Origin of the sequence: Clostridium sp., from assembly GCF_047777555.1 — a bacterium.
Classification (GTDB): Bacteria; Bacillota; Clostridia; order Clostridiales; family Clostridiaceae; genus Clostridium_H.
Map to the genome: position 1 here is coordinate 400,502 of NZ_JBKEEV010000001.1, position 14,602 is coordinate 415,103.

Genomic DNA, 14,602 nt, shown 5'->3' on the forward strand with positions numbered 1-14,602 from the left:
AGGCGGCACCACTACAAAATATAAGTCTTAGTAGAATTAAGGCTTATATTTTTTTCTATGCGTTTTTATTATATTCTCAATAAATGGAAGAAGATTTTCCGTTCTGCTTAATTTTATAGATAATAGTGTAACAAAAGGATAGCAAGTAAAATATTTTATTAGTATAGTTGTTAATAGGAGGCATTAGGATGGAATATGAGATCATTGATTGTATAGATGCTGGAACTGAATATTGTCCTTGCAATTTGGCCGAAACAGGGGACTGTATTCTATGTTCGGAACTTAATAGTAAGACTTTCTGCGACTGTATAAACTGGAAAGGGACTTGTATATATCAGGAATATATATGGAATGGAAATAAAGCTAAAAATGGAAGAAAGCATTATCTATGCAACATAGTTGATAAGAAAAAAATTGATAATAAATTGATAATACTTACTATTAAAGTTCCATATGATTTAAGCCAATCTTTAGTGTGTCCTGGAAGTTTCGTGTTTTTGAGAAATCCTTCCTGCGAAGAATACTTTAATGCTCCAATTTCAATTATGGACATAGATACTCTCAATAATACAATAACAGTAGCCATAGAAGTTGTTGCATCCAAAACTAAGAAAATAGATGAATTAAATAAGAATCAAGATATTTTAGTAAAGGGTCCTTATTGGAATGGTGTTTTAGGAGTGCGGCATATACTGAATGCAAAAAAGGGAAATTCCATAATTATAGCAAGAGCTATAGGACTAGCACCAATGATACCGATTATGAAAAAACTCTGTGCTAATGAAAATAACGTTACATTGATTTTAGACAAGGCTGAGTATAATGAGAACTTTGTAGAAGATTATATTAAATTATATAATGTAAAAGTTATAGAATGCTCTACTTTTGATTGCGGAGAGCTGACAAATGATTTAAAGAAAATATTACAAAATATGGTGAATGAATATGATATTAATTTAATACATTGTTCTGGAGCTGATATTCTTATATATAAAATTATGGAGTATTTAGGAGATGACTTCAATTATTCTTGCTGTAATAATGCAAAGATGTGCTGTGGTGAAGGAGTATGTGGAGCGTGTACGGCAAGATTTAAAGGGCATATAGTTAAAAGGCTATGTAAATTACAAGTTGACCCTAAGTACATTTTTGAAGGGAGGAGACTAATATGAAGGTTATTATAATAGGCGGAGGCTGGGCAGGATGTGCAGCGGCTATAACTGCTAAAAAAGCTGGAGCTCAAGTGGTATTATACGAAAAAACTGATATGATATTAGGACTTGGGAATGTTGGCGGAATAATGAGAAATAATGGGAGATACACGGCTAGCGAAGAATTAATAGCACTTGGAGCTGGTGATTTAATAAATATAACAGATAAAAATAGTAGACATAAGAATATAAATTTTCCAGGACATGAGCATGCATGGCTATATGATGTTAATAGAATAGAAGCAGAAGTTAGAAAGTATCTAAAAGATATGAATATAGAATTAAAGCTTATATCTAGAGTTGTAAATGTAAAAAAAGAAAATAATAAAATTATAGGCATATACACAAGTGATGGAAGCTATGAGGAAGGAGATGTGTTCATAGAAACAACAGGAACAACAGGACCTATGGGCAATTGTCTAAGATATGGAAATGGATGTTCTATGTGCGTTTTAAGATGTCCTTCATTTGGCCCAAGAATAAGCATAAGCCAAAGAGCTGGAATTGAGGATTTAAGAGGAGAAAGAGCAGATGAGGTATACGGAGCATTTAGTGGTTCTTGTAAACTATGCAAAGAAAGTATAGATAAAGAAATAGTTGATGAATTGGAGGAAAAAGGAGTAGTAGTATTAAAGGTTCCTGAAGAAGATGTTAATTTAGATAAACTAAAAATAAAAGTTTGCCAACAATATGCTTTAAAAGAATTTGCTGAGAATGTAGTATTATTAGACACAGGACATGTAAAGTTAATGACATCTTATTATCCATTGGAAAAGTTAAGAAAAATTAAAGGATTAGAACATGTAAAATATATAGATCCGTATGCTGGCGGCAAAGGGAATTCAATAAGATATTTGGCAATTACTCCTAGAGATAATACTATGAAAGTAAAGGGTGTAGATAATTTATTCTGTGGAGGAGAAAAGGCAGGTTTATTTGTAGGACATACGGAAGCAATATGTACAGGTTCTCTTGCTGGGCATAATGCTGCCAGATATGCAGCAGGTAAGGAGTTACTAAGCTTACCGAATGAAACTGTTATTGGTGATATTATAGATTTCTCAAATAAGAGATTCTTGGAGGACAAGGATAGAAAGAGCAGATTCACTTTTGCAGGTTCAATATATTTTGATAGAATGAAAAAGTTAGGATTGTATACAATTGATAAAAATGAAATTAAAGATAGAATTAAAAAACTTGGATTGGAAAATATATTTACAAAAAAATTAGTATAAAAATAATAAAAAAGCTCAATTTGGATATAAATTGAGTTCAGGCTGTTGATAAACATATTTTGTCAACAGCTTTTTTATGTTTATTTCAAAAATAATGGGTGTCCAGCCATACATACGAGTATAGGAGTTTTTTGCTGCTTATTTAAATTTTTTAGAACTAGCAAATAAATCTTTGCAGTTTTAGTAGTCTCTAAAACTTTTGCTAATTCATAAAGAATATATAGTTAAAAAGAGATAGCTTAGGAAAATCGCATGCTACTAAATAATGATTTAACTAATATTAGTAGTTGTGATAGTAATGACAATGTAGAAGTATTTGAAGGAAAAAGGACACATATTTGTAGATATGAACTTTTATAACAATACAATGGCTAAAGAATTATTTGAAAGTCATATAATAGCTCATACTTGCTTTGACAATGAATATTACTGGGCTACAAAAGAGCAGTATAGGGGCAAAGGAACTTCAATTTACATTGTAGATGTATTTGGAATAAAAGATTTGAGACAAAAAGTAAAAGATGCCGAAGTAGTGGTAATATACTTAAAAGCTGATGAAAGCACTAGGTATAAACGAATAGTAAAGGCTCGCGGAAATGAAAGTCTAAAAAGAATTGAACATGATAAAGAAGTATTTAAAATAGTTCTTTGTGATTATGTAATAGATGCAAATAGAGGTATAAAAGAAGTTTTACAAGATGTTAAAGAAGTTATTAGAAGCAAAAAGTAATGGAACAATATAAATGAAAAATGTCTAAAGAGAGTAGAGTTGCAGCGTCCTATTCTCCTTAGACAATCAATTGAAATTAATTAATCAGCACTGGTGTAACCAGCTATATAGTGAATATGACCGTTTTCAAGTTTTACTCTAGTTTCAAAGTAGTGATAATGAAGTCCATTAGGTAGCATTATTGCTGGACCTGTTTTGGTTTCATAATCATGCTCGTGCTCGTGGTTATAGGTTGTTTCGCCTTTCATGGAATGAGTATGAGGTACTCTGCTTGGTGCTTTGGATGTAACACCGCCATAATGATGAATGTGACCATGGTTGTATGTTGTTGTGCCTGAGTAACTATGAGAATGTTCCACTATAATTCCTCCAAAATATTTCTATGCATTAACAATATATGTATAACTTAGAAGTGTTGTTACGCTAAGAAATTTGGATGAGAGTTAAAGAAAGGGGCAATTGGTATGAATTAGATAGACAAGCTAAATGATCTAATGGATGGCAGAATTAAATTGCATGAGCAAGATTAAAAATATGAAGAGAAATTATAAAGCACAAATATTTTTAATAATTCTGTAGAAAATGAAGTTTTAAAAAATGAAAAGCTGATTAACAAATTACAAGAGGAAATAATTAGTAAAAAAACACTAATTAGTAAAAAAACACTAATTAGTAAGATAGATAATAAAGTTGAGATGCTTTATAATAACAACTATAGGTGATGAAAATACTGGCATAAGAAGACATATCGATGGAATAATAGATGAATGTATTATACCTATAATACAAGATATCTATAAAATCGAAGTTACGCATAAAATAACTACGCCAGGATCAATAAATAGTCAAGTAATAGAAGCAATATATAATGCTGATTTAGTAATAGCTAATTTAACGGAATTGAATCCAAATGTGATGTATGAACTGGCATTTAGACATGCAATTAGAAAACCATTAATAATGATTATGGAATATGGAGAAACGAAAATTTCTTTCGATAATAAATGCAGAAAAAATTATTTTTTACGATAATGACTTCCAAGGAGCTATAGAGTTTAAAGAAAAATTAAAGAAAATGGTAGATTCAATTCAGAGATTAGAGCGATGGAGCTGCATTTGTTGATGTTGAAAACAACCAAATAAAAACCTCATTTAGAAAGAAAGAGTTTGATGAAAATGCAAAAGCAATATTGGAGGTGTTAAAAAAGCATGACATTAATTGAGTGCCCATTAAAGAAAAAACAAGTAGAAGAATATGAATGCTATGAACTTTCCATGGCTTCAGAGGGACTAGCTCCAAAAACATATTTGTCAAAGGATGAAAAAGAGATAGGTAAATTAAAAAAGATATGTTTAGATTGTCCTAATCATAGAAATGATTAATTAGCACTTATTAAGTAAAAATGGTAGGTGCTTTTTTATATTCCAAATTAATATTAGCAATTATTTAAGTCTTAGAAATAAGGCTTTTTTATTTTATCTTTTTAAAAGTTGTAAGACGTAAAAGAAACAAGTATCAATATCGAAAAAGTTAAATTCGTAAAAAACGTAATGTATTGGAAAAATGAAAAATGAAAAGAGAATTTTTTAAAAGAATTAGGCTTAGAAGATACAATCATAGATAAAATTATGGCTGAAAACAGAAGGATATTGAAAAACAAAAGAAAGAAGTTGATAAGCTATCATAAAAAATAAAAAACCTTGAAGGAGAGCTAGAAATTAATAAGCAGACATTAGAAGAAGCTAAAAAAGGAATATTGGTACTCAAACTATTAGAAGATTAGAAGAAATATCTGGTGATTTGCCAAAAAGGTTTAAAAGACACAAGATATAGAAAAATTAGAGAATTAACTATTAGCTGTTGAAATATATCGCAAAAGTTAACTGCTACGTTGTATAAAATTTTTAAACTGTCATATAATGTAATTAATTATATTATATTATATAAGGAGATGAACTAAATGGGATTATTTAGTGGCAAGGAAGATAAGCCAAAAGTGGATTCAAGAGAAGGTTATGGAGAGCAAGTTTCAGAGTTTTTGCTTCAGGGTGAATCTATAGAAGAAATTTATCCATTATTATTTGATTTCTTATGTTTCACAAATAAGAGATTAATTTTTGTTGATAAGGATTTAAGTTTTAAAGAACCAAAAACCACAATAGTTACTATTCCGTACAATAAAATAAATGGCATTGGATTAGTAAAAAATGAAAAAGTATTTGCTTTTACAGATGAATTAATACTAAATACTAAGGCAAAGAACTATGATTTAAAGTTTATAAAAGGTACTAATATCAAAGAAGTATATAATAAAATAGTGGAAAAAATATTATAAGAGCTTGGTGCATATCAAGTTCTTTTTTCTTTACCTTTTTATTCAATTTTCAAAGGTATAAGATGTTGAATATTAAAATAAAATGGCTCAAGGAAAGAAAAAATCTAGCTTTTTTACTATTTTAATATTTTATTTTAATAGTTATCAACATATATTTAATTTTATTGCAAAATACTAACATATAAATACTTATTATATAAAAAACAATGAGAAAGGGGAAGAATTTATGAAAATAGTTGTTATAGGTTGTACGCATGCTGGAACAGCAGCTATATTAAATACTGCAAATTTATATCCAGATGCTGAAATAACTGTTTATGAAAAAAATGATAATATATCATTTTTATCTTGTGGAATTGCTCTATATGTAGCAGGTGTAGTAAAAGACCGTCAAGGTTTATTTTATTGTTCACCAGACAAATTAGAAGAATTAGGTGTAGAAACTAAAATGATGCATGAAGTATTAGATATAGACATAAATAATAAAGAAATTAAAGTAAAGAATTTAAAAGATAATAATATTTTTAAGGATAACTTTGATAAGTTAATAATTACAACAGGATCATGGCCAATAATGCCTAAAATTGAAGGAATTGATTTAGAAAATATTCTTTTATCCAAAAACTTTTACCATTCTAATACAATAATTGAAAAAGCCAAGAATGCAAAAAACATAATAGTAGTAGGTGCAGGATATATTGGAGTTGAGTTAGCAGAGGCTTTTGAGATGAATGGTAAAAATGTAACACTTATAGATGCTCAAGATAGAATTTTAAGTAAATATTTAGATAAAGAATTTACTGATATGGCTGAAGATGTTTTTAGGGAACATTCAATAAAATTAGCCTTAGGAGAAACAGTTAAAAAATTTGAAGGAAAAAATAAAAAGGTTTCTTTAAAATATTAATAAGAAAAGGAAGTGTTTATAATGGCAAGAGTAATTACAAATAAGAACGAATATGAATGCCCTATCAAAATCAACTGATTTAGTTATACAGAAGAATATAAAAATTTATTAAAGAAAAATGCAAAACTTGAAGAGGAAATTGAAATACTAAAAAAAGCTATGGGCATATTCGCAAGGAAGTAACTAGTATATTTGAATTCATTACTAACAACAAGAAGTATCATGATATTAAGCTTATGTGTAAGGTTCTGAAAGTATCGCGTAGTTCTTATTATAAATATTTAAATAAGAAACCAAGCAAGCGTGAGCTTGAGAATGAAATCATATGTAACAAGATTATAGATATCCATAAGGCAAGCAAGAATCGATATGGAGCACCCAAAATAAACGAATCCTTGAAAGCTGAGGGAATAAATATTAGTTTAAAGAGGACGCAGCGATTAATGAAAAAAATTAGGGATAAAATCTATAACTATAAAAAAATATAGACCCACATCATCTAAAAGGAAGATAGAAGAACAAGAAAACGTTTTAAAAAGAGATTTCCAAGCTAATACTATCAATGAAAAATGGGTAACTGACATAACTTACATTCATACTGTTAAAGATGGCTGGTGCTATTTAGCTTCAGTAATGGACTTATATAGTAGGAAAATAATTGGCTACGCCATGTCTAGATCTATCGATACTTCATTAGCTCTACGAGCTGTTAAAAATGCTATAGAGCTACAAAAACCTACTAAACCCTTAATCCTCCATAGTGATTTAGGGTGTCAATATACAAGCAATGCTTTTAAGGAATACATAGCTGCAACAAAGATTATTACACATTCATTTAGCTCCAAAGGATGCCCGTATGATAATGCTTGTATTGAATCTTTCCATGCTTCATTGAAAAAAGAGGAAGTTCATATAGTTAAATACTTTGATTATGATACTGCAAGATTAGCAATCTTTGAATATATAGAATCCTGGTATAACAGAAAAAGGATACATAGTAGCATAGGATATATAACTCCTCAAAAGTGTGAGGACTTAGCTAAAAATTCTGCATAATTTGTTCAACTTTTTGTGTCCAAGATATTGACATAGGTCCAGTTTCGAGAGTAATTACAAATAAGAACGAATATGAAGCTGATTTAGTTATACTATGTATTGGATTTAAACCTAATACAGATATACTTAAAGGTAAAATTGATATGCTAGATAACGGAGCAATTATAATAGATGAATATATGCGAACTAGTAATAAGGATGTATTCGCAGCTGGAGATAATTGCGCTGTATTATATAACCCTACAGGAACATATGAATATATTCCTTTAGCAACTAATGCAGTTCGTATGGGAACATTAGTTGCTAGGAACTTAATTAAACCAACTACAAAGTATATCGGAACTCAAGGTACTTCTGGAATTAAGATATATGATTATAATATTGCTTCAACAGGCTTAACAGAATATTCAGCTAAACTTAAGGATATAAAAGTTAAAGAAGTAACAGTTGAAGATAGTTATCGCCCTGAATTTATGCCTACTCATGATAATGTAAAATTAAAGATAGTTTATTCAGAGGATTCAAGAATAATTCTAGGGGCTCAGATAATATCCAAGGTAGATTTAACTCAAGCTATAAATACTATATCTGTATGTATTCAAAGAAAAATAACAATAGATGAATTAGCATTTATAGACTTCTTCTTCCAGCCTAATTATAATAAGCCATGGAACTTGCTAAATCAAGCTGGATTAAATGCTAATTAGCATCAAATAGAATAAAAAAGTATACATAATAATTATTATGTGTACTTTTTTAAATTGTAACCAAACATTTCTCAAAATTTAAAATAATTATATGTAATTATTAAACTAATTACACGCATATAGTACTTATATAAAAATAAAAAATTTAGGGGGAATAGCCATAGTCAATATGCTCTTAGGAATAATAACTTATATAGTTATTTCTATATTCATAATGATTATTATATACAATCAGAAAAATATTATAGAAAAGTTTCTTATAAATCTTATATTTTTGATGATAGGGACCATTAGTGTATTGGCAGAATTATATATAGCTATACATATTCCTAAAAATGAAGAAGTTGTCTATCTCAAAAAGCCAATTATTTTTAGCATATTATTTATTTCTCTATTGCTTATGTTGATGTTGCATAACATGTATTATATATGGAAAGAAATAAATTCATTAGAAAATACTCAAATAAAGTGGCAAAAATTAATGTATAATAACAGATTCCTTTTCTTCATTGCTAGTATAACTATATCAATTTCTATAGTGATTTTTGCTTATGGATTTCTTTATTACATAATTAACAATCTTCCACCTAATATTATTTCTGATTTAAATGGTAATTTCATGGATGATGGAAGGAAAAAAAGTTTTGTTGATTGTATATATTTTAGTGGAGTTACTTTTTTTACTGTAGGTTATGGAGATATGATTCCAAAAGGAGTATTTTTATGTATATTAGTTTTGCTAGAAATGGTTACTTCTTATATATTGAGCATTATTTCCATACCAATATTACTATCTATACTTGTAGGAAGACAAGAAAGTATGTACATCAAAAAATAAAATATATAAAAAGACAAGGGCACGTTTAATCCCTTGTTTTTTTAGGAGGTTTAGGTCCAATATATTGGTAATAATAGCATTGAATCCTTCCATTATATAATTTTCGATTCTTATCAGATTTTTTACCAAAGAATTTCTCAAATTGGTCATAAGAAGTAATTATGAAATATGACCAGGTATCTAACTTCCTAAAGGTTTTCCCCATATCTGAATATAAAAGCTCAACCTCTCTCTTATCACTTAATCTTTCTCCATAAGGAGGATTACATACTATAGTTCCATAATGTTTTTTAGAGCTAAGTGCTGTAACTTCTTGTGCCTGAAAATGAATGCAATCATCTACACCAGCTTTTTCTGCATTTTTTCTAGCTATAGAGATTACCTTATCATCAATGTCATATCCAAATATGTTAAATTCTTTATCATACATTATAGCTTCATAAGCTTCTTTTCTTGCCTTTTTCCAAGTTAAACTGGAAATAATAAAATCCCAATCTTCACATGCAAAATTTCTATTAAGACCAGGAGCTATATTTTTAGCAATTAAAGCTGCTTCAATAGGAATGGTCCCTGAACCACAAAAAGGATCCACAAAGTTTCTATCATATCTCCAATTACTTAAAAGTACTAAAGCTGCAGCTAAAGTTTCTTTCAAAGGAGCTGCACTTCCAATTTCTCTATATCCTCTTTTATGAAGAGCATCTCCACTTGTATCTAAAAGCACAGTAGCAGTATCATTTAATATAGATATTAATATAGGATACTTACTACCACTTTCGCTAAACCACTCTATAGAATAGGATTCTTTTAATTTTTCTACTATTGCTTTCTTGGTTATTGACTGTATGTCTGATAAGCTAAAAAGTTTAGATTTAACGGATTTAGCGTTTACTATAAAGTTTGCATCTTCTGGAAGATAGTCTGCCCAATCAATATGTTTCACTCCTTGAAATAACTCCTCAAATGTGGTTGCTTTAAATTCAGATAATTTTATGTATACTCTATCTGCACACCTTAACCAAAGATTAGATTTACATATACATTCTTCATCACCATTATAAGTGATCTTCCCATTTTCAACTTTTAAATTACTGTATCCTAATCTTTTTAACTCTTTTGCAACAATTGATTCTAATCCAAATGCAGCAGTAGCTATTATGTCGTAGTTTGCCATATAAACTTCTCCCTTTCCTTAAGGTAATATTTTTCCTCTAATATATCATTATAGAATATAAAAAACAATCAGTTTCATTAATATAGTATATAATATATTTATCCATTATTCATAAGCAAAGATTGGAGAGAGTAGTATGAGCCAATGTGTTATATGCGGAGAACAAGGTGAAAAACATCACATAGTTTATAAAAGTCAAGGCGGCTTAGATATTCCAATGAACTATGTGTTTTTATGCCATTATCATCATCGAGGTTTAGATGGCCCTCATAAAAATAGAGAAATTGATTTGAAGTATAAAAGAATGCTTCAGAATAAAATTATGAATATATTAAAAAATGACTTTTATACCTTAGATGAGATATCAAAAATCCTAGAAATTAATCCTTTTCAAATAAAAATATTATCAAAGGAAATAAGAAGATATAAGTTAGGTTATAAAAAGATGGATATTATAAAACGAATTATGGGTGGAAAATTATATTAAGTTCAAGTATAATGTCACTTGGAAAAGAATGATAAATAATAAAACATTGAAGGTGGTAAATCTTGAAAGAAAGACTGCAAAAGTATATGGCTGCTTGTGGAGTAGCCTCAAGAAGAAAATGTGAAGAAATAATTAAAAATGGAAGAGTAAAAGTTAATGAAAAAGTCATTACAGAATTAGGCTATAAAATTGATCCTCTAATAGATAATGTTTACATAGATTCAAAACTTATTAGTTTAGAAGAAAGAAAAGTTTATATTGCTTTGAACAAGCCTGAAGGATATGTCTCTACTGTAAAAGATGAAAGGGGAAGAAAAACCATATTAGATATAGTAAAAGTTGATGAAAGAATTTTTCCTATAGGGAGATTAGATTATAATACATCAGGGTTGTTGTTACTTACAAATGATGGAGATATATATAATCGAGTAATTCATCCTCGTCAGCAGATCAATAAAGTATATATAGCTAGTATAAGAGGAGTACCTTCTGAAAATGAAATAAACAAGTTTTGTAATGGAATTGATATAGGTGGATATATTACAGCTAAAGCCGAATTTAAAATTTTAAAAAAGATAAATTCTAATTGTCAGGTAGAAATAATAATTCACGAAGGAAAGAATAGACAAATAAGACGTATGTGTGAAGCTATAGGTCATCCAGTCATCACTCTAAAAAGAGTAGCTGTTGGCAAGATATCTCTAGGAAACTTAAGAAAGGGAGAGTGGAGATACTTGCATGAAGATGAAGTGAATTACTTAAAAAATTTATAACATAGGATGAAGTTTTAATAAATATGCATTATATATTGATAAATAATTTAATTGGTGTTAAAATGAAATAAAAATTTCACTTTGTTGCAATATAAGAAGGGATTGAATATACATGGACGACAACAATCAGGATTTGATGAAAACAATACAAATGAAATTTCCAAGGTTAAGCAAAGGACAGAAGCTTATTGCTGAATACATATTAAAGCATTATGATAAAGCGGCTTTTATGACTGCAGCGAAACTTGGAAATAGTGTAGGTGTAAGTGAATCTACTGTAGTTAGATTTGCAAATGAGCTAGGTTTTAGTGGATACCCTAAATTACAAAAATCTTTACATGATTTAATAAAAAACAAATTAACAACAGTACAGAGAATCGAAATATCAAATAGTTTGATTAATCAAGAAAACGCCTTAAAAGGTGTATTAAAAGCAGATATGGAAAATATAAGGGCTACTTTAGAAAAAATTAATCATAAAGATTTTGAAGAAGTAGTAAACAGTATTTTTAATTCTAGAAGGATATATATTATTGGATTGAGAAGTTCTACAGTATTAGCAGAATTTCTTGGATTTTATTTAAATATGATTTTAGATAATGTAAAGGTAGTAAAGCATGGTATTAGTGATATTTTTGATCAAATGATAAATATAACAGAAGAAGATTTGGTTATTGGAATCGGATTCCCGCGATATGCAGCAAGAACTGTTGAAGTCTTAGAATTTGCTCAAAGTAAGGGAACAAAAGTTGTTGCTATAACAGATAGTCTTCTATCTCCACTGGCAACTAGAGCTGAATATACATTAATAGCTCAGAGTAATATGGCATCTTTTGTTGATTCGCTAGTTGCTCCGCTTAGTGTAATTAACGCTTTAATAGTTGCAGTTGGATTGCGTGAAAAGGAACATATTTCAAGTCTATTTAAAGAGCTGGAAAATATTTGGGAAGAATATCAAGTATACTCTTATAAAAAAGATGAATAGTTATATTATGAAAGTAAGGAATTGTACATAGTTTCTTACTTTTATTTTTTTATTTATAATTAGCGTGTTTAATGAAATTTTATATACTTGAATAAAATGTTTCATTGTATTAGATTATAATAGTGATAAGTTTATGAATAGTTTATAATTCTGGTTACTAAAATTAATGAGGTGGACGAATGAAAACAGTTATAGTCATAGGTGGCGGACCCGCAGGCATGATGGCAGCGATTTCTGCTGCTGATAAATATAAGGTTATATTACTTGAAAAGAATGAAAAATTAGGTAAAAAATTATTTATTACTGGAAAAGGAAGATGCAATGTAACAAATGCAAAAGATATAAGCGAGTTCTTTGAGAATATTCCAGTAAACTCTAATTTTATGTATAGCAGTTTATATTCTTTTACAAATCAAGATACAATGAACTTTTTTAATAAACTAGGAGTAAAACTAAAAGTGGAACGGGGTGATCGAGTATTCCCGGAGTCAGATAAATCATCTGACATTATAAAGGCTTTTGAAAATGAATTACATAAGAAAAATGTGAATATAATGTTTAATTCTAAAGTGGATAGAATTGAATGTAATGGCAAAAAAATAACAAAAGTAATTCTTAAAGATGGGAAAAAACTACCAGCAGATTATTTTATATTTGCTACAGGTGGATTATCTTATCCTAAAACAGGTTCTACAGGTGAAGGATTACTATTTGCCAAAGAACTTGGACATAATATAATAAATCCTAAGCCATCCTTAGTTCCTATAGAAGTAGAAGAAAAATGGGTAAAAGATCTTCAAGGGTTATCCTTGAAAAATATAAAATTTATTATTAAAGATGATAAAGGTAAAATACTATATGAAGAATTTGGTGAGATGATCTTTACACACTTTGGAATATCTGGACCTGTAGTTCTTAGTGGAAGTAGAGTTGTTAACTTAAAACCTAATTTAAGAGCGATAATTAATTTAAAACCAGCTTTATCTTCTGAGGAATTAGATAAAAGGATACAAAGAGATTTTGCTAAAAACTTAAATAAAGATTTTAAAAATGCTCTTAATGATTTACTTCCTAGTAAAATTATAAATACTGTAGTACAGTTAAGTGGAATAGATGAAAGTAAAAAAGTAAATTCCATAACCAAGGAAGAAAGGAAAAGACTCGTTTATCTTCTTCAAAACTTTGAGCTAAAGATTAAAGGATTAAGACCTATATCGGAGGCTATAATTACATCAGGTGGGATAGATGTAAAGGAAATCGATCCTTCTACAATGAAATCTAAGATAATTGATAACTTATATTTTGCTGGAGAAATGATAGATGTAGATGGATATACAGGCGGTTTTAATATTCAAATAGCTTTATCTACAGGTTATTTAGCTGGTATAAGCGTTGGTATAGATTAAATATTAATTTATTTTGAAGGATTTTTATATTTTTCCTAGAATATAAATTAAGAGGTTCTGTTTAAGAAAGGCGGTATTAATTTGAGAATAAGTGTAGCAATTGATGGTCCCGCAGGAGCAGGAAAAAGTACTATAGCAAAAATGGTTGCAGATAAATTTAATCTTATGTACATAAATACTGGTTCAATGTATAGAGCTATCACATTAGTAGCTCTAGAGCATAATATTTCATATGAAGACGTTGATGGTTTATGTAAATTAATGAATGATTTAGATATGGAATTTCAAAATAATGAATTAATATTAAATGGAGAAAACATTAATGATAAATTAACCCTTCCTAATATAAGTGATAATGTTTCAAATTATGCAGCAGTGTTAGAAGTGAGAGAAAAGTTAGTACATTTACAAAGAAAAATGTCTGAAAAATACAATGTTATAATGGATGGTAGGGATATTGGAACGGTTGTATTAAAGGATGCACCTTTCAAATTCTATCTAACCGCTTCTCCTGAAGAAAGAGCTCGAAGAAGGTATAATGAATTATCAGAAAAAAATATAAATGTTAACTATGATAAAATATTAGAAGAGATAAAAAAGAGGGATTATATAGATTCACATAGAGAGATAAATCCGTTAGTTAAAGCTAAAGATGCAATAGAAATTGATACAACATCAATGACTATTGACGATGTTGTTAATATGATATCGAGCTATATAAGTAACAATTTGAATAACATAAACAAGTAAGGTAGTG

The 14,602-nt window shown here is 28.8% G+C and carries 16 protein-coding genes and 2 pseudogenes; 16 read left to right on the forward strand and 2 right to left on the reverse strand.

What is annotated here, in order from left to right:
- The first annotated feature begins 188 nt into the window (after positions 1-188).
- From ACFWTK_RS02005 to ACFWTK_RS02015, 3 genes are all read left to right on the forward strand, one after another.
- Complete coding sequence (locus tag ACFWTK_RS02005) at positions 189-1,172, forward strand: sulfide/dihydroorotate dehydrogenase-like FAD/NAD-binding protein (protein WP_415874473.1); 984 nt, start codon at positions 189-191, stop codon at positions 1,170-1,172.
- Positions 1,169-2,446: an FAD-dependent oxidoreductase gene (locus ACFWTK_RS02010; protein ID WP_415874474.1), complete on the forward strand. Its 1,278-nt coding sequence runs from the start codon at positions 1,169-1,171 to the stop codon at positions 2,444-2,446. The genes ACFWTK_RS02005 and ACFWTK_RS02010 overlap by 4 nt, the downstream gene beginning before the upstream one ends.
- A 316-nt stretch (positions 2,447-2,762) precedes the next feature.
- Complete coding sequence (locus ACFWTK_RS02015) at positions 2,763-3,176, forward strand: guanylate kinase (RefSeq protein WP_415874475.1); 414 nt, start codon at positions 2,763-2,765, stop codon at positions 3,174-3,176.
- An 80-nt stretch (positions 3,177-3,256) separates the two neighbouring features.
- On the opposite strand, the gene ACFWTK_RS02020 is transcribed toward ACFWTK_RS02015, so the two are convergent.
- Entirely contained in the window at positions 3,257-3,535 is a 279-nt protein-coding gene (locus tag ACFWTK_RS02020; RefSeq protein ID WP_415874476.1) for a YmaF family protein, read from the reverse strand.
- Positions 3,536-3,866: 331 nt separating this feature from the next.
- Here ACFWTK_RS02020 and ACFWTK_RS02025 point away from each other — a divergent pair, with 331 nt between their 5' ends.
- The 8 genes and pseudogenes from ACFWTK_RS02025 (at position 3,867) to ACFWTK_RS02060 (ending at position 9,020) form a co-directional block, all read left to right on the forward strand.
- Positions 3,867-4,208 (forward strand): hypothetical protein, encoded by a 342-nt coding sequence (locus tag ACFWTK_RS02025; protein WP_415874477.1) that lies wholly within the window; start codon positions 3,867-3,869, stop codon positions 4,206-4,208.
- A gap of 177 nt (positions 4,209-4,385) precedes the next feature.
- On the forward strand, positions 4,386-4,559 hold the full coding sequence (locus ACFWTK_RS02030) for a hypothetical protein (protein ID WP_415874478.1): 174 nt from the start codon (positions 4,386-4,388) through the stop codon (positions 4,557-4,559).
- A gap of 578 nt (positions 4,560-5,137) precedes the next feature.
- On the forward strand, positions 5,138-5,512 hold the full coding sequence (locus ACFWTK_RS02035) for a PH domain-containing protein (RefSeq protein WP_415874479.1): 375 nt from the start codon (positions 5,138-5,140) through the stop codon (positions 5,510-5,512).
- Between the two features lie 226 nt (positions 5,513-5,738).
- A pseudogene (locus ACFWTK_RS02040) lies at positions 5,739-6,404 on the forward strand (NAD(P)/FAD-dependent oxidoreductase); the annotation flags it as partial.
- A gap of 251 nt (positions 6,405-6,655) precedes the next feature.
- Positions 6,656-6,907, forward strand: a complete 252-nt coding sequence (locus ACFWTK_RS02045; RefSeq protein ID WP_415874480.1) for an IS3 family transposase — start codon at positions 6,656-6,658, stop codon at positions 6,905-6,907.
- Positions 6,879-7,475, forward strand: a complete 597-nt coding sequence (locus tag ACFWTK_RS02050) for an IS3 family transposase (RefSeq protein WP_415874678.1) — start codon at positions 6,879-6,881, stop codon at positions 7,473-7,475. Before ACFWTK_RS02045 ends, ACFWTK_RS02050 begins: the two co-directional genes overlap by 29 nt.
- A gap of 35 nt (positions 7,476-7,510) precedes the next feature.
- A pseudogene (locus ACFWTK_RS02055) lies at positions 7,511-8,182 on the forward strand (FAD-dependent oxidoreductase); the annotation flags it as partial.
- Positions 8,183-8,600: 418 nt separating this feature from the next.
- The gene (locus ACFWTK_RS02060) at positions 8,601-9,020 is read left to right on the forward strand and encodes a potassium channel family protein (protein WP_415874481.1); all 420 of its coding nucleotides are present in this window, start codon (positions 8,601-8,603) and stop codon (positions 9,018-9,020) included.
- A gap of 25 nt (positions 9,021-9,045) precedes the next feature.
- Here the strand turns inward: ACFWTK_RS02060 and ACFWTK_RS02065 are convergent, their stop codons facing one another.
- Positions 9,046-10,194, reverse strand: coding sequence for a THUMP domain-containing class I SAM-dependent RNA methyltransferase (locus tag ACFWTK_RS02065; RefSeq protein WP_415874482.1), 1,149 nt, complete (start codon positions 10,192-10,194; stop codon positions 9,046-9,048).
- Positions 10,195-10,330: 136 nt separating this feature from the next.
- Here ACFWTK_RS02065 and ACFWTK_RS02070 point away from each other — a divergent pair, with 136 nt between their 5' ends.
- From ACFWTK_RS02070 to cmk, 5 genes are all read left to right on the forward strand, one after another.
- Positions 10,331-10,681 carry an HNH endonuclease gene (locus ACFWTK_RS02070; protein ID WP_415874483.1) on the forward strand — a complete coding sequence of 117 codons (351 nt, stop codon included), beginning with the start codon at positions 10,331-10,333 and terminating at the stop codon, positions 10,679-10,681.
- A gap of 62 nt (positions 10,682-10,743) precedes the next feature.
- Positions 10,744-11,454, forward strand: a complete 711-nt coding sequence (locus tag ACFWTK_RS02075; protein WP_415874484.1) for a pseudouridine synthase — start codon at positions 10,744-10,746, stop codon at positions 11,452-11,454.
- A gap of 112 nt (positions 11,455-11,566) precedes the next feature.
- Positions 11,567-12,439 (forward strand): MurR/RpiR family transcriptional regulator, encoded by an 873-nt coding sequence (locus tag ACFWTK_RS02080; protein ID WP_415874485.1) that lies wholly within the window; start codon positions 11,567-11,569, stop codon positions 12,437-12,439.
- A 179-nt stretch (positions 12,440-12,618) separates the two neighbouring features.
- The gene (locus ACFWTK_RS02085) at positions 12,619-13,845 is read left to right on the forward strand and encodes an NAD(P)/FAD-dependent oxidoreductase (protein WP_415874486.1); all 1,227 of its coding nucleotides are present in this window, start codon (positions 12,619-12,621) and stop codon (positions 13,843-13,845) included.
- 75 nt (positions 13,846-13,920) lie between these two features.
- The gene (gene cmk / locus ACFWTK_RS02090) at positions 13,921-14,595 is read left to right on the forward strand and encodes a (d)CMP kinase (protein WP_415874679.1); all 675 of its coding nucleotides are present in this window, start codon (positions 13,921-13,923) and stop codon (positions 14,593-14,595) included.
- The last annotated feature ends 7 nt before the right edge of the window (positions 14,596-14,602 follow it).